22 protein-coding genes are annotated in these 22,415 nt (G+C 38.8%); 5 read left to right on the top strand and 17 right to left on the bottom strand.

The window, feature by feature from the left end; genetic code table 11:
• Positions 1-61 precede the first annotated feature (61 nt).
• Positions 62-937, bottom strand: coding sequence for a D-hexose-6-phosphate mutarotase (locus VSAL_RS09720; protein WP_012550423.1), 876 nt, complete (start codon positions 935-937; stop codon positions 62-64).
• 181 nt (positions 938-1,118) lie between these two features.
• Positions 1,119-2,111: a type I glyceraldehyde-3-phosphate dehydrogenase gene (gene gap, locus VSAL_RS09725; RefSeq protein WP_012550424.1), complete on the bottom strand. Its 993-nt coding sequence runs from the start codon at positions 2,109-2,111 to the stop codon at positions 1,119-1,121.
• Positions 2,112-2,447: 336 nt separating this feature from the next.
• Here gap and msrB point away from each other — a divergent pair, with 336 nt between their 5' ends.
• On the top strand, positions 2,448-2,852 hold the full coding sequence (gene msrB / locus VSAL_RS09730; protein WP_012550425.1) for a peptide-methionine (R)-S-oxide reductase MsrB: 405 nt from the start codon (positions 2,448-2,450) through the stop codon (positions 2,850-2,852).
• Positions 2,853-2,915: 63 nt separating this feature from the next.
• Here the strand turns inward: msrB and VSAL_RS09735 are convergent, their stop codons facing one another.
• Positions 2,916-3,761 carry a DUF2989 domain-containing protein gene (locus VSAL_RS09735; RefSeq protein ID WP_044583284.1) on the bottom strand — a complete coding sequence of 282 codons (846 nt, stop codon included), beginning with the start codon at positions 3,759-3,761 and terminating at the stop codon, positions 2,916-2,918.
• Between the two features lie 120 nt (positions 3,762-3,881).
• Here VSAL_RS09735 and VSAL_RS09740 point away from each other — a divergent pair, with 120 nt between their 5' ends.
• Positions 3,882-4,166, top strand: coding sequence for a YeaC family protein (locus VSAL_RS09740; RefSeq protein WP_012550427.1), 285 nt, complete (start codon positions 3,882-3,884; stop codon positions 4,164-4,166).
• Between the two features lie 309 nt (positions 4,167-4,475).
• On the opposite strand, the gene VSAL_RS09745 is transcribed toward VSAL_RS09740, so the two are convergent.
• Positions 4,476-5,324 carry an ion transporter gene (locus VSAL_RS09745; protein WP_012550429.1) on the bottom strand — a complete coding sequence of 283 codons (849 nt, stop codon included), beginning with the start codon at positions 5,322-5,324 and terminating at the stop codon, positions 4,476-4,478.
• A 576-nt stretch (positions 5,325-5,900) separates the two neighbouring features.
• Here VSAL_RS09745 and adhE point away from each other — a divergent pair.
• Entirely contained in the window at positions 5,901-8,552 is a 2,652-nt protein-coding gene (gene adhE, locus VSAL_RS09750) for a bifunctional acetaldehyde-CoA/alcohol dehydrogenase (RefSeq protein WP_012550430.1), read from the top strand.
• A gap of 133 nt (positions 8,553-8,685) precedes the next feature.
• Here adhE and VSAL_RS09755 read toward each other — a convergent pair whose 3' ends face one another.
• From VSAL_RS09755 to sodB, 3 genes are all read right to left on the bottom strand, one after another.
• Positions 8,686-9,357 carry an SDR family oxidoreductase gene (locus VSAL_RS09755; RefSeq protein ID WP_012550431.1) on the bottom strand — a complete coding sequence of 224 codons (672 nt, stop codon included), beginning with the start codon at positions 9,355-9,357 and terminating at the stop codon, positions 8,686-8,688.
• 263 nt (positions 9,358-9,620) lie between these two features.
• A complete protein-coding gene (locus tag VSAL_RS09760) occupies positions 9,621-10,127 on the bottom strand; it encodes a VC2046/SO_2500 family protein (protein WP_012550432.1) in 507 nt (168 codons plus the stop codon).
• Between the two features lie 209 nt (positions 10,128-10,336).
• Complete coding sequence (sodB, locus tag VSAL_RS09765; protein ID WP_012550433.1) at positions 10,337-10,921, bottom strand: superoxide dismutase [Fe]; 585 nt, start codon at positions 10,919-10,921, stop codon at positions 10,337-10,339.
• Positions 10,922-11,156: 235 nt separating this feature from the next.
• Between sodB and grxD the strand changes: the two genes are divergently transcribed.
• Entirely contained in the window at positions 11,157-11,492 is a 336-nt protein-coding gene (gene grxD, locus VSAL_RS09770; RefSeq protein WP_012550434.1) for a Grx4 family monothiol glutaredoxin, read from the top strand.
• A gap of 103 nt (positions 11,493-11,595) precedes the next feature.
• Here grxD and VSAL_RS09775 read toward each other — a convergent pair whose 3' ends face one another.
• From VSAL_RS09775 to rnt, 3 genes are all read right to left on the bottom strand, one after another.
• Positions 11,596-12,894, bottom strand: a complete 1,299-nt coding sequence (locus VSAL_RS09775) for a response regulator (RefSeq protein ID WP_012550435.1) — start codon at positions 12,892-12,894, stop codon at positions 11,596-11,598.
• A 170-nt stretch (positions 12,895-13,064) separates the two neighbouring features.
• Positions 13,065-14,393: a Na+/H+ antiporter family protein gene (locus VSAL_RS09780; protein ID WP_012550436.1), complete on the bottom strand. Its 1,329-nt coding sequence runs from the start codon at positions 14,391-14,393 to the stop codon at positions 13,065-13,067.
• A gap of 47 nt (positions 14,394-14,440) precedes the next feature.
• Positions 14,441-15,106: a ribonuclease T gene (gene rnt, locus VSAL_RS09785; RefSeq protein WP_012550437.1), complete on the bottom strand. Its 666-nt coding sequence runs from the start codon at positions 15,104-15,106 to the stop codon at positions 14,441-14,443.
• Between the two features lie 200 nt (positions 15,107-15,306).
• On the opposite strand from rnt, the gene motY reads away from it, so the two are divergent.
• Complete coding sequence (gene motY, locus VSAL_RS09790) at positions 15,307-16,185, top strand: flagellar protein MotY (protein ID WP_012550438.1); 879 nt, start codon at positions 15,307-15,309, stop codon at positions 16,183-16,185.
• Between the two features lie 38 nt (positions 16,186-16,223).
• Here motY and VSAL_RS09795 read toward each other — a convergent pair whose 3' ends face one another.
• The 7 genes from VSAL_RS09795 to rsxC form a co-directional block, all read right to left on the bottom strand.
• On the bottom strand, positions 16,224-16,658 hold the full coding sequence (locus VSAL_RS09795) for a DUF2753 domain-containing protein (RefSeq protein ID WP_012550439.1): 435 nt from the start codon (positions 16,656-16,658) through the stop codon (positions 16,224-16,226).
• Between the two features lie 119 nt (positions 16,659-16,777).
• Positions 16,778-17,194: a lactoylglutathione lyase gene (gloA, locus tag VSAL_RS09800; RefSeq protein ID WP_012550440.1), complete on the bottom strand. Its 417-nt coding sequence runs from the start codon at positions 17,192-17,194 to the stop codon at positions 16,778-16,780.
• Between the two features lie 36 nt (positions 17,195-17,230).
• Positions 17,231-17,866 carry an endonuclease III gene (gene nth, locus VSAL_RS09805; RefSeq protein ID WP_012550441.1) on the bottom strand — a complete coding sequence of 212 codons (636 nt, stop codon included), beginning with the start codon at positions 17,864-17,866 and terminating at the stop codon, positions 17,231-17,233.
• Between the two features lie 17 nt (positions 17,867-17,883).
• Entirely contained in the window at positions 17,884-18,570 is a 687-nt protein-coding gene (locus tag VSAL_RS09810; protein WP_012550442.1) for an electron transport complex subunit E, read from the bottom strand.
• On the bottom strand, positions 18,570-19,202 hold the full coding sequence (gene rsxG, locus VSAL_RS09815; RefSeq protein ID WP_012550443.1) for an electron transport complex subunit RsxG: 633 nt from the start codon (positions 19,200-19,202) through the stop codon (positions 18,570-18,572). The genes VSAL_RS09810 and rsxG overlap by 1 nt, the downstream gene beginning before the upstream one ends.
• Positions 19,203-19,205: 3 nt before the next feature.
• Positions 19,206-20,261: an electron transport complex subunit RsxD gene (gene rsxD / locus VSAL_RS09820; RefSeq protein WP_012550444.1), complete on the bottom strand. Its 1,056-nt coding sequence runs from the start codon at positions 20,259-20,261 to the stop codon at positions 19,206-19,208.
• A 2-nt stretch (positions 20,262-20,263) separates the two neighbouring features.
• Complete coding sequence (rsxC, locus tag VSAL_RS09825; protein ID WP_012550445.1) at positions 20,264-22,414, bottom strand: electron transport complex subunit RsxC; 2,151 nt, start codon at positions 22,412-22,414, stop codon at positions 20,264-20,266.
• Between the last annotated feature and the right edge of the window lies 1 nt (position 22,415).

The following is a 22,415-nucleotide window of genomic DNA, read 5'->3' on the forward strand; positions in this document are numbered from 1 at the left end:
GTGCTTAGAATGAAAGAAAGCGGAGATAATTAATTTTATCTCCGCTTTTTTATTGGTTCAATTAAGCGCGAATAATCGTACTTAGTGTGAATGATTCATTTGGTTGAATTGTTTTTGCTGTTTCTAAACTTGTTGCGTGATAAGTCGATTCAATGCAGACCATTGTTAAATACCCATCATTATTCATGTCTCCCATGCTTTCTGCACCTTCTGCCCATGGGTTCCAGATAACCGCGGCATTATTACCCTCATTAGTTACTGTAATTGTACGAAGGTTATCGCTAATGGTTAACGTTGATTCTGATTCTGTGTAAACACGATCTACGGCTTCATTGATCTTAAGCTCATGCTCACCAGTACAGCTTGTTCCATTTAATAGACCATCAATGTAACGATCTCCCATTCCGGTGATGACAGACGTATGGATATCAGAGATGTTTAGATAGGTATGTAACGCACCAGAGCAATTCCAAGGTTTGTTATCTGTATTTTTTGCATCAAGTGTAATGGTTAGCTCATCGCCGATAGTTATATTTAATCGTGCTTCAAACTCAAAAGGCCAGATTGCTTTTGTTTCTTCTGAAGCCGACAAGCCTAGAGAAATCATTACACCGTTTTCATTTTCTTTATGTTCAATTAATGTCCATTGGCTGTTACGAGCAAACCCATGAGCTGGGTTTTCTATACGTCCAAACCAAGGCCAACATACAGGCACACCGCCACGAATGGCTTTGTCTGGGTGGAAGATAGCGTCTTTGCTCATCCAGATAAGCTCTTCACCTTGCGTTGGCTTAAAAGATAACACATGACCACCATGAAGTGATATTGCCGCTTCAGCTTTACTGTGACGCACTCGGACGATTTTTACATCGTCTAGTTGTTCAATTGTGACACTATCAGAAAGGGCACTAATCGTTGATAATTGAGTTAAATCCATGTCTATCTCCTAGAAAGGTAATATTTATTCAATTGTAATTTATACATGACAATTGAATAAATACTAAAAAGAGAATATATCAAATAACAGATACAAAAAAGGCGACAATTAAGTCGCCTTTTATACTTAAAAGATAATGAAACCTTTCAAGTTAGTTTTCAAAGAAAGTCTAAACTAATGCTTACTTAGAAACGTGAGCGATTAGGTCAAGAACTTTGTTTGAGTAACCGATTTCGTTGTCGTACCAAGATACAAGCTTAACGAATTTGTCAGTTAGAGCAACACCAGCTGCAGCATCAAATACTGAAGTTTGTGTTTCGCCGATGAAGTCTTGAGAAACAACAGCTTCTTCTGTGTAGCCTAAAACGCCAGCAAATTCATTTTCAGAAGCGCGTTTCATTTCAGCACAGATTTCTTCGTAAGTTGCAGCAGTTTTTAGGTTAACTGTAAGGTCAACAACAGAAACGTTTGCAGTTGGTACGCGGAAAGCCATACCAGTTAGAAGGCCGTTAAGCTCAGGAATTACTTTACCTACTGCTTTAGCTGCACCAGTTGAAGATGGGATGATGTTTTGAGAAGCACCACGGCCACCACGCCAGTCTTTCGCAGAAGGACCATCTACAGTTTTTTGAGTTGCTGTAGTTGCGTGAACTGTAGTCATAAGACCAGATTCAATGCCCCACTTGTCGTTAAGTACTTTAGCGATAGGTGCAAGACAGTTAGTAGTACAAGAAGCGTTAGAAACGATATCTTGACCAGCGTAATCTGCAGCGTTAACGCCCATAACGAACATTGGAACGTCACCAGAAGGACCAGTAAGAACTACTTTCTTAGCGCCAGCTGTGATGTGTTTACGAGCAGTTTCGTCAGTAAGGAAAAGACCAGTAGCTTCAGCAACAACGTCAACGTTGATTGCATCCCACTTAAGATCTTCTGGGTTACGTTCAGCAGTTACACGTACAGTGTTACCGTTAACTACTAGGTTACCGTCAACTACTTCAACAGTACCGTTGAAACGACCGTGAGTTGAGTCGTACTTAAGCATGTAAGCCATGTATTCAACGTCGATAAGATCGTTAATACCAACAACTTCGATGTCGTTGCGCTCTACAGATGCACGGAAAACAAAACGTCCAATACGGCCAAAACCGTTAATACCTACTTTGATAGTCATTATATGTTGCTCCACAACTTAAATTTGATTTTCAGGTTTAAATTAACTGGTAGTAAAATTACAAAATCCTGAGCCAACCTGCAAGCGAAAATGCCATTTATATTGTTTAAAATCAAAAAATAACCCATATTCTGTTAACATAAAGAAAAATTCTTACGTAATTTATAGAAAACTTGGTTATTTAATCACCTTTATGTCATTTATTGAAAATAAGTAACATAACAATTAATGTGTACTTTTGGGCTAGCGGTAAAATTACTTTGGCAAAGTATGTGCTACAACGATAAGACTTAGCAAGGTTTAATTTAAATATGTAACAAAGGAGGGGTTATTAAAATGAATCAATCAAAATCATTTTCTGACTTTACAAACGAAGATTGGAAAAGTGAGTTAACCGACGAAGAATTTGTGGTTTGTCGACAAAAAGGCACAGAAGCGCCTTTTTCAGGAAAGCTTTTACAGAATAAGGCGACAGGGAATTATGCGTGTACCTGTTGTCATGTGGATTTGTTTTCATCAGAGAATAAATACGATTCTGGTTGTGGATGGCCAAGCTTTGATGAACCATTAAATACGCAGGTTATTCGATATATAAAAGACAATAGCCATGGCATGGCGCGAGTAGAGATTCGATGTGCCCGCTGTGATAGTCATTTAGGGCATGTATTTAATGATGGTCCTAAAACGACCGGAGAGCGTTTTTGTGTTAACTCTATTTCTCTACGCTTTAAAGGTAAATAAAAAATAGAGAAATAACAGGGAGGAGATACCGATAATTCCTCTCTGTTTTGTCATCACTAATGATTACTGTGAGTCGTTATTTATTGTCGGAAGCATTGAAACGGTAAAATTTTGCGCTTTAATGCTGTCTTTAATCATTTCTGATGTAATCAGTAACTCTTGTTTTGTCTCTTCTGGAAAATGATAAAGTAGCTTTAATTGCTGTTCGGAGGCCACTTGTAAGTCAAATGCTTTTCCTACCATCGTCCAGATATAAGCGTGCTCTTTATTGCCTGCTTTATAGTTCACACTTGCTAGTGAGTTAATGATGATCGAATGAAATTGATTTTTATAGTCTTGTTCTGTGAGCAGTTCTAAAGAATGGTTAAGTAACTGAATTGTTTTATTCTCATTTCGAAGAGTATAAAAGGTGGCTAATGCATATTGTAACTCGGCCGTTTCTAATTCTTTTGTATTTTCTAATTGTAAAAAAGATCGTAATGCCTCTTTGTCGCCCACAGTCCAGCGATAAAAGAGAACTTTAGGGTCTGTAGAGCTTTTTAATTCTTCCGAAAGTGCATCCGAGGCATCATACGTATGAAGTAAAGCTTCGGTACGTTTTGATTTAATTTCTTTTGCTGTGATTGGTTCAATTTGTGCAGCAGAGCCTAAACAGGTTTGGTATTTTAATGTGGCCTGTAAGGTTTTTAATTTATCAAGATCCGAATTGGTTTTTAGTACATCAAAACGGTTTAAAATTAATTCATCTCTTTGATGGCGGCATTGTCCATCACGCATATTGAGTTCTTGACATTGTAAAGCGCCATGTTCTTCGCATAATTGTTCTGTTGTCGGTTTTATCCCAAAGCATCCGGTAAGTGAAAGGCTTACTAGAACAAGTAAAATAAAGCGATGAGTGATTGAAAGCATGATGATCCTATTGGTGATAAATGATGAAACGTGATCCATTACACCTATTTATCGGCACTTGATTGACTAACCTTAATGAAAAGATATCTTTCTAAGATATTTAACAGAGTAGAGTAAATAATGGATATTAATAAACTATTAGAATCAATGACTCCTGAAGTGTTTGAGAATTTACAATATGCAGTAGAGACAGGGAAGTGGCATAACGGCACGTTATTGTCCCAAGAGCAAAGAAGCACCTGTATGCAGGCAATGATGTTATATCAATCGAAGCACAATAAAGATGCAGAGCATATGACGGTCGCTGAAGGGGGGGAAATCGTTTTTAAATCAAAAGCAGAATTAAAGAAACAATTTTCTTCAGCTCAACAAGATATTGTTCGAGTTAACGTTTCTGGAAAATAATTGAGTGATGCTGTTATTTTTTGTTAAAAGTCTCATTTTTGAAAAACTAATGTTACCTTGATCCCATAAAAAAATTATAAAACGTTAGCTAGGCTTATAATTGAGTATATTGTCGACAACTAAATCTATGAATAGAATCATCTAATGAAAAATACGAAAGGACAAGTCTTAACTAAGTGCGCGGCATTTGCTGCTGTCTTTATACTTCTTGCTATAATTGCTGCACCAAAATTCTTAGGAAGCGATACGACTCCAAATGTGTCTCAGAGTACACTTGTCCTTTATACTGAATAATCTTAATTCTATTTTCTATCTATTTTGATTTGGTCTTACTATTCTTTCCTGAGGCTCAGGTAGTTTACTTCCACAATGCTTACAGTGCATCGCATCTGATTCATGCCCACCTTTAACGCAATTTGGACAACGCACAAGATCTCGATGTGCATTCATCTCTTGATTTAATTCTGCTGTAATTATTCCTGTTGGTACCGCTAATATTGAATAACCTAATAACATCGTTAATGAAGCCACCGCTTTACCTAACGCAGTGTGTGGAACTAAATCACCATAGCCTACTGTGGTAATGGTCACGATAGCCCAATAAATACTTTGGGGAATACTCGTAAACCCATTATTTGGTCCTTCAATAACAAACATTAATGAACCAAAAACAGAGACTAAAATAGCAACGGTGCTAAAGAAGATCAGAATTTTTCTTTTTGCCATTAACAATGAACGTAAAAGTATGTTTGAGTCTTGTAAGTATCGAACCAGTTTTAAGACTCTAAATATTCTCATTACACGTAAAAGACGAATAATGGCAATATAACTCGCACTTGGGAAAAAGAGAGCTAGGTAAGTAGGTAAAATAGCTAATACATCAATAATGCCATAAAAGCTTTTAGCGTAAGAAGCCGGTTTTGGTGAGCAATAAAGACGTAAAAAATATTCAAGCGTGAAAAATGCAGTGAAGATATATTCCAATGTCCATAATAGTTCACCATACTCAGCTTTAACTGATGCCATTGAGTCTAAAATTAAGGTTGCCTGAGAAGCTAGAATTAAACATATCAATCCAATGTCAAAAGCTCGTCCCCCCTTTGTATGAGTTCCAAAAATAGTAATGTAGAGATAATGTTTAATATTCTTATTATTCATCGTTAAGTGCCAAGTCTTATCATAACTCCAGAATAATCAAAAAAAGCCACTCTCTCCAGTAGAACTTTGAAATAGGGAAGATCCCCACAACGGTTAATACATAAAAATATAAGAATAAAGTGATCTAGGACAAGTTATTTGAGGGATTAATGATGTGAATAGAACCAGAGTTATACTACTCTTTAGTAGCACGCTTTTTTCACCTTATTTTGTCATTTAAAGCCTGTAATGTGAAAGTTTATTACAGTTTTGTTTTTTGTTGATTATGGTTTTGTCATCAGCTTCCTTTTTGATCATCATCATTATTGAGTCTAATTATGTGATATAGAACGTGTTTTTTATGTGATACCCGTTAGGGGTACAACGAAAGTGGTAAATAAATCCTCAGAACTGATCTGAATCAATACTTTTAAAATTGTGAAAGAATATAATCAGTTTTGAAAGCAATTTACTAAGAATGTAAAGCAAGGTAATCGACTTAAACGATTAAGCTTAGATGCAAGAAAGGATGTAACGCAGGATCCTTACTAAATAGTTTTTAATGAATTTTATAGTTTTATTTTTTGGAGAAACAATATGCCTGTAACTAATTTAGCTGAACTTGATGCTCTAGTAGCACGTGTTAAAGCCGCGCAAAAAGAATTTGCAAGCTTTTCACAAGAACAAGTTGATACAATATTTCGTGCTGCGTCTCTAGCTGCTTCAACTGCTCGTATCGAACTTGCAAAAATGGCAGCAGAAGAGTCTGGCATGGGCATCATGGAAGACAAAGTAATCAAAAACCATTTTGCTTCTGAGTTCATCTACAATAAATACAAAGACGAACTAACGTGTGGCATTATCGATCGTAACGATGAAGGCGGCACGATCACAATCGCTGAACCTCTAGGTATTGTTTGTGCAATCGTTCCAACGACAAACCCTACTTCAACAGCAATCTTTAAAGCACTAATCTGTCTTAAAACACGTAATGGCTGTATCTTCTCACCGCACCCACGTGCTAAAAATGCAACTAACTACGCTGCTAAAGTCGTATTAGAAGCAGCAATTAAAGCGGGCGCACCAAAAGACATCATTGGTTGGATTGACCAACCATCTGTTGAACTATCAAACGCACTAATGAAACATGAACACATCAACATGATCCTTGCTACTGGTGGTCCAGGCATGGTGAAAGCGGCTTATTCATCAGGTAAACCAGCTATCGGTGTTGGTGCGGGTAATACGCCTGTCGTTATCGATGAAACTGCTGATATCAAACGTGCTGTTTCTTCTATCTTAATGTCTAAAACATTCGATAACGGTGTTATCTGTGCTTCTGAGCAAGCTGCAATTGTTGTTGAGTCAATTTACGACGAAGTTAAAGCTCGTTTCGCTAAATACGGCGCTGTTATTTTAAGCAAAGAAGACGCAAATAAAGTACGTAAAGTACTACTTATTGATGGCGCACTTAACGCTAACATCGTTGGCCAACCAGCATACAAAATCGCTGAGCTAGCAAATGTTAAAGTACCTACTTCTACTAAAATTCTTATCGGTGAAGGCTTAGAAGCTTCATGGGATGACGAATTTGCTCATGAAAAGCTATCTCCTACATTAGGTTTATTCAAAGCGAAAGACTTTGAAGATGCTGTGCGTCAAGCAGGTATCGTATTAGACATAGGCGGTGTTGGTCATACGTCAGTACTTTACACAGACCAAGATAACAACGAAGAACGTATTGCGTACTTCGGTGACAAAATGAAAACCGCTCGTATTCTTGTAAACACGCCAGCATCTCAAGGTGGTATTGGTGACCTTTACAACTTCGAATTGGCTCCTTCATTAACACTAGGTTGTGGTTCTTGGGGTGGTAATGCTATCTCTGAAAACGTAGGTCCTAAGCACCTTATCAACAAGAAAATTGTAGCTAAGCGAGCAGAAAATATGTTGTGGCATAAACTACCAAAATCTATCTACTTCCGTCGCGGCTGTTTGCCAATCGCAATGAGCGATCTTGAAGGTAAAAAACGTGCACTGATCGTTACTGACCGTTTCTTATTTAACAACGGTTACATCGATGATCTACGTTCAATCTTGAAAGAGAAAGGCATGGAAGTTGAAGTGTTCCATGAAGTAGAAGCGGATCCTACATTAGCCGTAGTTAAAGCGGGTGCAGAAGCATGTGCAAGCTACCAACCTGATGTTATCTTAGCGGTTGGTGGTGGTTCACCAATGGATGCTGCGAAAATCATGTGGGTGATGTACGAACATCCAGAAACTGATTTCGAAGATTTATCTATGCGCTTTATGGATATCCGTAAACGTATTTACAAGTTCCCTAAAATGGGCCAAAAAGCTGAACTAGTATGTATTACAACTACTTCAGGTACTGGTTCTGAAGTTACACCATTCGCTGTTGTAACCGATGAAAAAACAGGTCAAAAATACCCATTAGCAGATTACGAGCTAACGCCAAACATGGCTGTTGTTGATGCTAACCTTGTCATGGATATGCCTAAGTCTTTATGTGCATTCGGTGGTTACGATGCAGTAACGCACGCATTAGAAGCGTATGTTTCTGTTCTTGCAAACGAATACTCAGATGGTCACGCTCTGCAATCACTTAAGATGCTTAAAGAGTACTTACCAAGCTCTTACGCTAACGGTAAGAAAGATCCAATCGCACGTGAGAAAGTTCACAATGCAGCAACAATCGCAGGTATGTCTTTTGCGCAGTCTTTCCTAGGTGTGTGTCACTCAATGGCGCATAAATTAGGCGCTGAATTCCATATTCCACACGGTCTTGCTAATGCGTTATTAATCTCGAATACGGTTCGTTTTAATGCGACTAACAACCCAACTAAACAAGCGGCATTCTCTCAGTACGACCGTCCTAAAGCACGTGCTCGTTACGCTGAAATTGCAGAGCATTTAGGTTACCGTGATGGTAATACTGAAACGAAAGTTAATGCGTTACTTAACTGGTTAGAAGAGCTGAAAATTGCATTGGATATCCCACTGTCAATTCAAGCCGCTGGCGTTAACGAAGCTGAATTCATGGCTAAAGTAGACAAATTAGCTGAAGATGCATTTGATGACCAATGTACTGGTGCTAACCCACGTTACCCATTGATCAAAGAACTTAAAGAAGTATTAATCGCTTCTTACTACGGTACGGCTTACGCTGACGTAATGGACGCACCAGAAGTGAAAGAAGTAGTAAAAGCGAAAAAAGCAAAGAAATAATTCGATGCTAATAAGTTAAGGTATTTTCTCCCATATTTTGAAAGTACCTGACTAATAAAAAAACCACCTATTAGATAGAGGTGGTTTTTTTATGCCTAAAGAAAAGTCATGGGTAATTTTAAACGTTGAATAATTAAGCGGTTGCTTCGAGAATTCGGCCATTGAAGTAATCATTTTCTACGATATATTCTGTATTTTTGATTAATTCTTGATTGATGAGATTAACGGTATGAGCCGACACTTTATTAAATAAGCGAGGTGTGACTCCTCCGACTCGGATATTGAAAGGGTTAAGCTCTTTAGCCCAACGTTTTGTTAACCCAGTTAATAACGCTTTTGAGTTATCTAAACTACAAGGTTGGTTGACATTCTGATGATGCCCAAGATTGATGATAACGCCTTCTTTTTTATGTTTTCGCATATTTTGAGCTGCAAATTGCCCATAATTAAATAAAGTGGAAGCGAGTTTGGTTAATAACAATGGACTGTCATTAGTTTGAGTATCGAATAAGCTGGGTAAAGTGACATCAATATAGTTATTTATGAGAACGTCAATTCCTGAGCCAAATTCTTCATCGATAGCATGGAATAGGTGTCTAATACTGTCTGTGCTTTCATCTTTTAATTGGTAGCTAACGACATCAGTGCCAAGTTCAGAACAAATTTGATGAGTTTTATCTAAATCACTTAGGTTTGAATCCGCAATAATAAGATGAGCACCTAGGGCGGCAAAGTGGCAGGAAATAGCTCTCCCCATCGTATTACCAGCTGATGTGATTAGAATAGTTGAGTGCTCAATTTTCATTTTATTCTTTCCCCGTAGTGTTATTCATTACTTTAATGAATGTAAATGAATGCTCTAATAATGGGGTAGAAATATAATATCTGCTGTGAAGTCCGACTAAAAATGTGACTTTTTTATAAGTAACCATAGGAATTATGCACTGAATCACAAAATTTTAAGGTGAGGATGAGAAGAGAATAAATCTAGAAGAGAAAGGAAAGTAAGGGTAAGTGAATGAACAAATAAGTAGTTAAGGTCGATGTTCAATAGCTTGAATCGTTAAGCTATACGTATAAGTTCATCTCTGAATGACGCTTTGCTGTGACTAATTCGTTGTATAGATCTTGAGGGATCGCGTTAAATATTTCATTTCCACTTTCTAACTGACGTCGTTGGTGACCAGATAGGTTGTGGTATACGTCTTCTGGTAAGTTACAGGTATCTTGGGGCATGTAAGCCATTGCATCGGGTGCTAGGCCATGTTGCAGCTTAGCACTTGCTAATCCGCCATTATGAAACTGATGAGCTTGAGAGGCTGAACGAGAGTAGCTTTCTTCGTTGCTGCGAAGTATTTGGGCATCAGCCAATTGAAAGCGCTGACGTAGTAGTTCTTCGGTTAGTTTTTTCTCATCAATTTTTTCTACGGGTGTGTTTTCACGTAAGTCATTAGATAATAAAGACATCATTAAGGCAAAATCTGCACGACGACCCGCTTCCATTGCATGGTTTAGGTTTGAGCCGTATTGGATTTCACTGATTAGTTCTGCTTTATCTAAAGTATGTACTTTCATGAATCAATTCCTCTTGATGATAAATACTTATCGGAAAAGAATTGAAAATCTTTAGCTTTTTTAGGAAATTAATTGCCGTTTTTTAAAATTATTTTATTGAAAGGGCAAAGTGTTACCGCAAACTGGAGTAATAAAAAAAGGTCAGTATAAATACTGACCTTTTTGATTTGATATTAACCATTATAGAAATGGTTATTCAAATGAGAGACTTACTTAGCTAGGTTTTCTTCTACGAAAGACCAGTTAACTAGAGACCAGAACGCACCCATGTAATCAGGACGAACGTTACGGAAATCAATGTAGTAAGCATGTTCCCATAGATCAACAGTTAGTAGTGGCGTTACACCTTCATCTGTTAGCGGTGTTGCCGCGTTAGATGTATTAACGATAGCTAGAGAGCCGTCAGCATTTTTAACAAGCCAAGTCCAAGAAGAACCAAAGTTGTTGATTGCTGAATCTGTGAATTTTGCTTTGAATTCTTCGAAAGAACCAAATGCAGCATCGATTGCAGCAGCGACAGCGCCTGTTGGTTGGCCGCCAGCGTTTGGAGCTAGGCAGTTCCAGTAGAACGTGTGGTTCCAAATTTGAGCGGCGTTGTTAAAAACACCGCCAGTAGAAGTTTTGATGATCTCTTCTAGCGTCTTGCCTTCAAATTCAGTCCCTGGGATAAGACCGTTAAGCTTAACCACATAAGTGTTGTGGTGTTTGCCGTGGTGGTAATCTAAAGTCTCAGCTGAGATATGTGGTTCTAATGCGTCTTTTGCGAACGGTAGAGCTGGTAATTCAAATGACATTGCTCATGTCTCCATTTAATAAGAGGTCTATGCCTCACTAAATTCCAAAAATATGTGCTCTATTAAACGTAGAGCTTTATCTGACTTCGATTTGATTCTAGCAAGTTTTGATTTTATTAAAAGAAAAAGTGATGATTTTTCAATAAATAATACCACCACAAATATTAGGTATTTTTTTCTGATGATATAAGAAGTAGAATGGATACAACTTAGTGTCGACCCATTAGAGGATACAATGGAAACTATCGATAAAATTAAACAACAAATCGCTGAAAATCACATTATTCTATACATGAAAGGCTCACCTAAGCTACCAAGCTGTGGTTTTTCATCTCAAGCATCTCAAGCTTTAATGAACTGTGGTGAGAAATTTGCTTACGTAGATATCCTACTAAATCCTGATATTCGTGCAGAGCTTCCAGCTTATGCACAATGGCCTACATTCCCACAACTTTGGGTTGAAGGCGAATTAGTTGGCGGTTGTGACATTATTCTTGAAATGTTCCAAAAAGGCGAACTAAAGCCGTTGGTTCAAGAAGCAGCACAACGTAACGCACCTGAAGCTGAGTAAATCATCTTTTAAGTGAATATAGATAATTAACCTTATTTATATTTATCGTATAAAAAAGCCACTTATTGTAGAGATAAGTGGCTTTTTTAATTGCTGTTGTTTGTTATGCTTTCTCGAAAACTAACGTTTGTAATTTCGCAAGAATGCTTTTCCCCTGTCTTAGCTTCGCCAACCATTTGTCTTCAATTATTTTTTTCTCATCATCTAATTTCATCTCACAATACACGAGATAAACGATATAAGCGGTTTCATAATCAGTAATGTCAGACAGTTGAATGTCAGATATAAGGCGATTTGCTTCACCGTAACGATTCATTTTAAGCTGCCATAATGCAGATAATGCGCGCTGGGCTGCAATACTTGGTATTCCTCTTAATCGGCCTTTTAGTTTTGCACTAACACGTTGCCATGAGCTCTCTGGTGACCATTCTTGCAGGATTTCCTCGGGTGCAACATGCATATCAGCCCAAGCGGTTAAGGCTCTTCTGCCGGCGGAATCAAAAGCAGAGTGGGGTAAGAGATACGCGTATTTTGTCAGTAAATCAAAGGCATCATAGCGGTCTCCCTTTGCAAGAAGAGACCAAATTAAGTAGCTAAATCGCATATAAGAATAAGGAGCTAGTTCAAATGCTTTTTTCCAATAGCGGGTGGCGAGAGCAATATTATCGGTGTTAAAGGCGATCTCTGCTTTTAAATCCAGTAATTTTAAATGGCTTTCATTTTTTTGTAATAGAGTATCGAGTAACTGGTTTGCAGAATTATAATCGACTTGTGCAATACATATTTCAGCGCGTTGAATATCGGCTTCAACAGATTCTTTTACAATGGATATTAAGGCCTTGTTTACGCTCAATGCTTCAGATAATCGGTTAACTTTAATTAATCGATTTGCAAGTTTTAGCATGGCTGTTTGTAGAATGATTTTGTTTGGTGACTTGAAAATCAGTGGTTTTACACCGGCTAATCCTTGCTTTGTATAAGCTCCAATCATCGCCATCGCAAATTGACGTTTAATTAAATCACTATTAATGACGTTGATTATCTCTTCTGGGCGTATGGGCTTTTGTATATATTTAGATGGAGAATAGTCGGTATAGGCTAACTCTATTTGAGGGTCTTCATTACCTGTGACTATATAGACTAGCGTGTTGTCATTAATCAGTTTTAATAGACGCAGTTGTTCTAGCATCTGTAAACCAGTGCTGCCATGGCCTAAATTATGATCAACAAAGAGAACATCATACTTTTGACGTTTACAATTACCAACGGCGGCACCTGCGGTGGGGCAACAAGCGATGTTATTAGTTGGAACACCTATACGACTTAATAAGGCTCGAATGGCGTTTTGAATAACGCTACTGTCATCGATAATGAGAAAAGAAGAGAGCTTAATTAATTTCATGAGAATGATAGGTGATTTTAAAGAGTGGCAGAGTATAGCAATAGTTATGGGAAATATAGGGTAAAGAAAGGATAGGAAGAAATAATTTTATGATCTTAATACAAAAAAACGGCAGATATTACTGCCGTTTTTAGTATTACACATTAATTATTCATCAAGTGTATTGTTTATTATAAGGTCATTGCTGCTAACCAACCAAAAGCGATTAATGGTAAGTTGTAGTGTAAGAACGTGGGAACGACGGTTTCCCATACGTGTTCATGTTGACCATCAGCATTAAGACCAGATGTTGGGCCCAACGTAGAGTCTGATGCCGGAGACCCTGCATCACCCAGTGCTGCCGCAGTACCCACTAAGGCAATAGTAGCCATTGGGGAGAACCCAAAGGCGACGGCAAGAGGTACGTAAATAGTGGCAATAATTGGGATAGTAGAGAACGATGAGCCGATGCCCATTGTCACTAATAAACCGACAATAAGCATCAGTAGAGCGGCTAGCGGTTTGTTATCCCCAATACTCGTAGATAAGGCTTGTACCAGTGTTTCGACTCCGCCAGTTGCCTTCATTACGGCTACAAAACCGGCAGCAGAAATCATAATAAAGCCAATCATAGCCATCATATGAACACCGCGAGTAAATACATCTTGTGTTTCTTTCCAAGCGATAACACCACCAAAAGTAAACACCATGAAACCAGCTAAAGCACCAACAATCATTGATCCTGTTGCTAATTGAACAGAAAGAGCCGCGATAATAGCGACAATTGATATTTGGATATGACGTTTGTTAAAGACCGGTGTTTTGTTTTGCGCTTGCATTTCTTCATTATCAATATCGGCATACGTACGAGGTTTACGATAAGAGATAAACACAGCAATAAGAAGACCGGTTACCATGCCTAAAGCAGGTAAAGCCATAGCAAGAGGAACTTGGCTTGCAACAACATCTAGGTTGTTATCATGCAGGTTTTTTAAAAGAATATTGTTTAGAAAAATGCCGCCAAAGCCAACAGGAAGAATCATGTATGGAGTAACAAGGCCAAAGGTTAATACACAAGCAATTAATCGACGATCAAGTTTTAGTTTATTAAATACTTGAATTAGAGGCGGGATCAAAATTGGAATAAATGCGATGTGTACAGGTACCACGTTTTGAGATGAAATAGTGATCAATAAGATTAAGCAAAGTAAAAGGTATTTTAGACCTGTGGCAGCGTGCAAGTTTTCTTGGCCATTAATGCGTTTTATTACACTGTGGGCGAGTAAATCAGTCACACCTGATTTTGAAATGGCAACAGCAAAAGCGCCTAGCATTGCATAACTTAATGCAATGGTAGCGCCTCCGCCTAAACCACCTTCGAACGCAGCAATTGTATCAGATAATGATAAACCACCTACTAATCCACCGATTAGTGCACTGAACGTTAAGGCAACGACAACGTTAACTCTAAGCAAAGCGAGGATAAGCATTACTGAAACAGAAAGAATGATTGGATTCATTTTGTTTAGTTTCCCTGTAAATATTGTGTTGTTAGTAAAGTAGCCAGTTATTTATTATTAGTATCATTTTCTGGTTCTGGCGCTAGAGGCCAACCACCAAGATCTTTCCATTTATTTACGATATGGCAGAACAGTTCCGCTGTTTTTTCCGTATCATAAAGAGCAGAGTGTGCTTCTTTTCCGTCAAAATCCATTCCTGCCGTTTTACACGCTTTCGCTAATACGGTTTGACCAAGAGCTAAGCCACTGATTGCGGCAGTATCAAAAGTACAGAATGGATGGAAAGGAATGCGTTTTAATTTCGTTCGTTCAGCGGCTTCCATTACAAAGCTGTGATCAAAATTGGCATTATGAGCCACCATGATAGCGCGTCGGCAATCATGCTGTTTTTGCTCTTTACGAATGAGTTTAAAAATTTCTTTTAAAGCCACATCTTCTGTTACTGCACCACGTAAAGGACTGAATGGGTCACGAATACCGATGAAATCTAATGCTTCTTGTTCAAGGTTTGCGCCTTCAAACGGAGTTACATGAAAATGGATTGTTGTCGCGGGTTTTAAGTAACCCTCATCATCCATTGCTAATGTCACCGCACAGATCTCAAGAAGTGCATCTGTTTTTGAGTTAAAACCAGCTGTTTCAACATCAATAACGACTGGAAAATAGCCTCGAAAACGCTGTTTCAGTTGATTATGTAATTCTACTTCGCTCATTGTTCGGTACGTAAGAAAATGTTGCAGCTATTATTGCAGATTATCCGTAGCATAAAAACTGCAAATAAGGTGTGATATGGATATATTTTTGACGATGAAGTCTTTATTTCATTCGTTGCTGGCTTATAGCACTTATTATTGGTCCAGTTTTTGCTTTGTAATAACTATCGTCAACGGCATGACCCATAGATTTAGGTATTATGAAAAAAACACTCCTTACTTCAGCGCTACTAATGAGTACATTGATTGCAACTCCTGTATTGGCAAATAAAAATTACGTTGCGAAACCAGAGCAATCTAAATGGGCAATGCTGGAAAACTCACCATTAGAGTGCCGTTTATCTCATAATATTCCAAATTATGGCAATGCAGAGTTCTCTGCTTATGCAAATAAAAAGATGAATTTGGATTTTGAACTAAAGATGAATCGCCCAATGGGAGAAACTCGTTCTGTTAGTTTAGTTTCAATGCCTGCTCGTTGGATGCCAGGCGACAGCGCTGATACCATGACAAACTTAAAATTCTTTAAACAGTTTGATGGTTATGTTGGCGGTTCGACGGCGTGGTCAATGCTTGCTGAATTGGATAATGGGCGTTTCCCTACATTCACTTATGCCGATTGGCAAAGCCCGAAGCAAATTGTTGAGGTGGGGTTGTCTCCTGTTTTATTTCAAGAACAATACAATGTATTTAGTATGTGTATTGCGAATTTATTACCTTACAGCTTTGAAGATATTTCGTTTACGATCCTTCATTTTGATAAAAACAGTGATGAGTTAAATAAAGCGTCGAAAAAGCGTTTAGCACAAATTGCCGACTTTATTAAATACACAAAGGATATCGACTTAGTGCTCGTTGCTACTTATACCGATTCAAGTGGCGCAAAAAATGTGAATCAACAAGTATCAGAAAGGCGTGCTGTAAAACTTCAGAATTATTTTGAATCAATAGGGCTACCTGCAGATAGGATCCGAGTGCATTCTTATGGTGAACGCCGTCCAATTGCCGATAACTCAACACCAATCGGTAAGAATAAAAACCGAAGAGTGGTTATCTCATTAGGTCGAACGATTCTCTAAATATAAATAATGTAAGGCGTCTAATTTAGACGCCTTTTTTATTGCAGTTTAAAGCTCGCAATAAGTTCACATTGAACCGTGTGGTCAATATGTTGAATATGTCGAGCAATGGCAGGGTTGGGATGGCGTTTCATAAAGTCTAAAAGCGCATTTTTACAGCAGCCTAAATTCGAGATAAAAGATTCACAATCACTGCGAGGACACTGAGGGACAAGAGTCAGTACTTTTTCTGAGGCAATCTGTAAATATTTTAACTCGAATTGGTTATCATTTTGACTTCGCCAAAACTGCGCTAAGTTATGGCATGAAATAATAGAGATAGTTGTTTGATCAGCAAGGCTGCCCTCGTTTCTTTTACTCAATTCTTCAGAAATAGCATAAGCCTGCTGATAATGTAAAATTGTTCGCCAAAAGTCTTCATTTTTAAAAGATTGTTCAGCGAGTATGGTGTGTTTTTCCCAAAGTTCAATCATAGCGTATCCTCAACGATTCCATTTTAATAGCGCTTATTCTAATTGAGAATTATTATCATTAAAAGCGTTGGGTATAAAAAAACCTGCCTAGATCGCAGGTTTTATAAATTATAAAGCGATTAGCCTTCTAACCCTGCTGATGCGCTTTTGTTTTGGATTAATTCAATCATGTAGCCATCAGGATCTTTAACAAACGCGATGTGAGTAGAACCGCCTTTTACTGGACCTGCTTCGCGAGTGACATTACCACCTGCGGCTTTTATGACATCACATGTCTCATAGACATCATCGACACCAATCGCGATATGACCAAAAGCAGTCCCCATGTCATACTCTTCAGTTCCCCAATTGTAGGTTAACTCAATTACTGCACCTTGAGATTCGTCCCCGTAGCCAAGAAATGCGAGAGTATATTTGTATTCTTCGTTTGTGTTTTTACGAAGAAGATCCATGCCCATTACTTTTGTATAAAATACAATTGAGTCTTCTAAATTACCGACACGGATCATCGTGTGTAAAATACGTCCATTAGCCATTTCTTGCTCCTAGTATTATTTTTATTTGCTGTTTTTCTAGCTTTCTGTTTTTTCAGAAAACTCACATAAATCTTCAATAAGGCAACTGCCGCAACGAGGTTTTCGAGCGATACAGGTATAGCGTCCATGTAGAATTAACCAGTGATGAACATCCAACTTAAATTCTTTTGGTACGACTTTGAGTAATTTTTTTTCAACGTCGTTAACTGTTTTACCCATTGCCAATTTTGTTCGATTCGATACACGATAAATATGAGTATCAACGGCAATGGTTGGCCAACCAAAAGCGGTATTTAGAACGACATTTGCTGTTTTGTGGCCAACTCCAGGGAGGGCCTCTAATGCGTCTTGATCTTCAGGAATGACACTGTCATGTAATTCAATAAGCATACGACATGTTTTAATGACGTTTTCTGCTTTGGTATTAAATAATCCAATGGTTTTTATGTAGGTTTTAAGTCCATCAACCCCTAAATCTAAAATAGCTTGAGGGGTGTTTGCTATTGGGTAGAGTTTACGCGTGGCTTTGTTAACGCTAACATCTGTCGCTTGAGCGGATAATAATACGGCAATGAGTAACTCAAATGGGCTGGACCATTCGAGTTCAGTCTCTGGCTTTGGGTTCTCTGCACGTAAACGCGTTAAAATTTCGAGTCGTTTGACATTGTTCATCGTAGTATCAATTCCCTTTAAGAGACGCGAGCGCGTTCAATTTCCGTTTTTTCTTGTTTTGGTTGACGATCGGCCAGTTTCTTATCAATGATATTCTTGATCGCAATTAAAAATCCCACACCAAGAAAAGCGCCAGGGGGAAGCATTGCAAGTAAGAAATGGCTATCAACATGAAATAGCTCAATTCGCAAGGTGGTAGCCCAATCGCCAAGAAGTAAATCGGCACCGTCAAATAAAGTGCCATTACCAAGAATCTCACGTATTGCACCTAATAAAACAAGTACGGACGTCATGCCTAGTCCCATCCATAGCCCATCGAGAGCGGCAGGTAATGGATCATTTTTAGAAGCAAAGGCTTCGGCTCGACCAATGATAATACAGTTGGTAACGATTAATGGAATGAAAATACCTAATGAGAGATATAAGCCATAAGCATAAGCATTCATTAATAATTGAACACAGGTAACTAAAGAGGCAATGATCATAACAAACACAGGAATACGGACTTCTTGTGGGATCCATTGTCGGACTAAAGAAACGATTAAGTTTGATCCAATCAGAACTAACGTTGTTGCAATTCCTAACCCTAATGCATTGGTTACTGTTGCAGAGACTGCTAATAATGGGCATAGACCAAGTAATTGGACTAAAGCGGGGTTGTTATCCCATAACCCATTTTTGATTAATTCTTTATGAGTTGCCATTATTTCACCTCGCAATTAAGTGGGAGAGTTTGTAGCTCGTCTTGATGTGTTTTATAGAACCAAACCGCTCTTTTCACGGCTTTCACTACGGCTCGCGGTGTAATAGTTGCCCCTGTGAATTGGTCGAATTGCCCACCATCTTTTTGAACAGCCCAACTGCTGTCGTCAGCAGAATCTACGGTCTTACCTAGAAAACCATCAACCCATCGAGTGATTCTAGTATCTATTTTATCGCCTAATCCAGGTGTTTCTTGATGAGATAATACGCGAACCCCTGTTACTATCGAGTCTGAATCAACACCAACAATGATCTTTATTGCACCGCTGTAGCCATCAGGAGCAATGGCTTCAATCGCCGCTCCAGTATGCTTGCCATTCATGCTTGCTAAATAAATAGGCATTGGGGTATTTGTCCCTAAAGCATCAATATTATTCACAAGAGTGCAGGCTTTAAATAATTCGTTATCGTGCTGTTCTTTTGGTACAACTTGATTAAGAACAGATAGCAATTGCTGCTGTTGTTGATAAGCAATTTGATCTTTAGTTAACGCATAAGTAATCATTACTAAAGAGGTCGCTGCAATCGCAAACAGAGCCAAAACAAGGCTGCTTTTTTTCATTATAGTAAGCATGTTTTATCCTTTCTTATGGCCGTAAGTTCTTGGTTTAGTGTAATAATCAATAAGGGGGACACACATGTTTGCCAATAGAACGGCAAAAGCAACGCCATCCGGGAAGCCTCCCCAAGAGCGGATCATATAAACCAATAGTCCAATTAAAGCGCCATAATATAAACGGCCTTTGTTTGTGGTCGCAGCAGAAACGGGATCAGTTGCAATAAAGAAAGCACCTAACATTGTCGCACCAGAGAATAGATTGAAGATTGGTGATGTCGTTGTATCTGGTGAGAATACTGCGAACAAAGAACTCACGATAAATAAACTGGCTAAGAAACTGACCGGTATGTGCCAATGAATAAGACGTTGTTGCAGAAGAAATAGTCCTCCCAATAAGAAACCAACGTTAACCCATAGCCACCCTAATCCTGCAAAGCCATTAAATATAGGTGCAGATAGAATTTCATTGGTGGTTAAGCCTGCTTTTAATCCTGTTTTTACTGTATCTAATGGCGTAGCCATTGTCATTCCATCAACGTTCATCGTTAGTTGATGTACAGAGAACCCATCTTGACTTAACCCATGAAAGATTAACCAAACAGAATCCATGAAGCTAATGTGCTCAACTAACAATTCTTTTGCTGGTAACCAAGTGGTCATTTGAACTGGAAATGAAATCAAAAGAACAACATAAGCAGCCATTGCTGGATTAAATAGATTCTGACCTAATCCACCATACAGATGTTTCGCTATCACAATGGCAAAAAACACACCAATAACAGTGAGCCACCATGGGGAAAGAGGTGGAATGGCCAGAGCTAATAATAAGCCAGTTAATAAAGCACTATTATCTTTTAAGTATGGCGCTAAAGGTCTTTTTCTGCATTTTAAAACGAACGCTTCTGCCAAAATAGCGGTAATAATAGCGAGAAGAACTTGAAGTAATGTCCCCCAGCCAAAGAAGTAGGTTTGAGCTAGTAAACCAGGAATAGTCGCGAGTGCGACCATTTTCATCATGGTTTGAGTGCTCTTTTTACTGTGAGCGTGTGGTGAGCTAGTGATAAAAAAGGCCACTGTTACTCTTCCTTATTTTTTTCAATTTGTTGTGCTGCTTTGCGAGCTTTAGCACGAGAAATAGCGGCAGCTACGGCTGCTTTCTTTGGATCTTCTGTCGGTGTCTCATTATCACTCGTTGATTCTGGTTTTGTTTCAGTCTCAGCGTTTGATGAAGGAGCGTCTTTTTCAGCTTGTGCTGCTTTACGGGCTTTCGCTCGTGCAATAGCGGCAGCTACGGCTGCTTTCTTTGGATCTTCTGTCGGTGTCTCATTATCACTCGTTGATTCTGGTTTTGTTTTAGTCTCAGCGTTTGATGAAGGAGCGTCTTTTTCAGTTTGTGCTGCTTTACGGGCTTTTGCTCGTGCAATGGCGGCAGCTACAGCGTCTTTTTTCTCAGTTTTATTCGGCGAATTTTCTTCATTGGTTGAAGTTGTATTCTCTAATTCTTGTTTTGCTTTTCTGTCACGTGCTTGTTGCTTACGCTCTTCACGTAATTTAGCCATTTCAGAATTATCGGGATCTCCAGAATGGTCTTTGGTCGCTTCAGCTTGTTTTGCTTTTGCACGAGCAATCGCCGCCGCAACCGCTGGTTTAGGGCTCGCGATTCCAGATTCTTCTGCTGCTTTTTGAGCTTTAACTCTTGCTATAGCCGCAGCAATGGCATCATTACCTGATCCTGCTGGTTTTTCTGTGCTCATTTCTTTACGACGGTTTTCTGCAGCGAGTTTAAATTTGTTCTCTCGTTCTAGTTTATCTCGTTCCATTCGTGCATTTTTTTCTTCAAAACGTACTTTGGCACGATCTGCCGCAAGTGAATCTTGCTTACGTGCATAAATTTCAGATTTAGCTTGGCGGTAATATTGAACAAGTGGGATCTCACTTGGGCAGACATAAGCGCATGCCCCACATTCTATACAATCAGATAAATGGTATTCTTCACATTTTTCATAATCTTCGGATTTTGAGTACCAGTATAATTGTTGTGGTAGTAAGGCTACGGGACAAGCATCTGCGCAACTACTGCAACGAATACAGGCCATTTCATGGTTGTAAAGAGGGAGCTCTTTTCTGTCTGGCGTAATAATGCAGTTGGTAATTTTAGTTATTGGTATTTGTTGGTGGGGTAATGTGAATCCCATTAGCGATCCACCCATGATAATACGCGGGTGTTTTTTATCGGCTTTATAGCCAGTAAGCGTCATTAAATAGTCGACACTGGTACCTAAGCGAACCCAGAAATTCCCCGGTATATCTAAACTGTTCCCTGTTAATGTAACCACTCGCTCAATTAATGGTTCTGCATCACATATCGCGCGCTTAACGGCAAATATTGTACCTACATTTTGAACAATAACCCCAATGTCGGTAGAGCGCCCACTCGCAGGTACTTCTTTACCTGTCAAGATTTTCACTAGCTGGCGAGAGCCACCTGATGGGTATTTGGTTGGAATCACTCGAATTAAGATATTATCGTGTTCTGTTACGATCGCATTTAATGCTTTAATCGCTTCCGGTTTGTTATCCTCAATGCCGATAATCGCTATTTTAGGCGTTAAAATGTGCTGTAGGATTTTTATACCAACAATCACCTCAGCGGCATAATCTTGCATTAAACGATCATCTGCGGTGATATAGGGTTCACATTCAGCTGCATTGATGATCAGCATGTCTGCTTTCCCAATGCCGCTTTGTAATTTTCTACTCGTAGGAAAACCCGCTCCGCCCATGCCTGATATACCAGATTGACGAATACGCTCAATAAGTTTTATTGGATCTCGGGTTGCAAAATCAGTAATCGGTTTTCTATTTTCAATCCACTGATCATTACCATCAGACTCAATGACAATGCACAAGTCTGTTAGACCTGAAGGGTGGGCAACGGTTCTTGGCTCTATTGCTACGATCTTTCCTGAAGTGGGCGCATGAATAGGCACACACATAGCAATATTACTTTGAGTGAGGGGTTGCCCTTTTAATACCTGTTGACCTACGGTAACAAGAATATCGCCTTTAGCACCAATATGTTGTTTTAGTGGAAGGATTAGTTGATCTGGAACCCCCGCTTGTTGGACGGTATTTCGTGTCGAAATGTGTTTATTTTCAGCAGGGTGAATACCTCCGTGAAAATCCCATAATTGACCTTGTTTGATTTTTTCGATAATGGACAACATG

It is taken from the genome of Aliivibrio salmonicida LFI1238 (genome assembly GCF_000196495.1).
Taxonomy (GTDB): Bacteria; Pseudomonadota; Gammaproteobacteria; order Enterobacterales; family Vibrionaceae; genus Aliivibrio; species Aliivibrio salmonicida.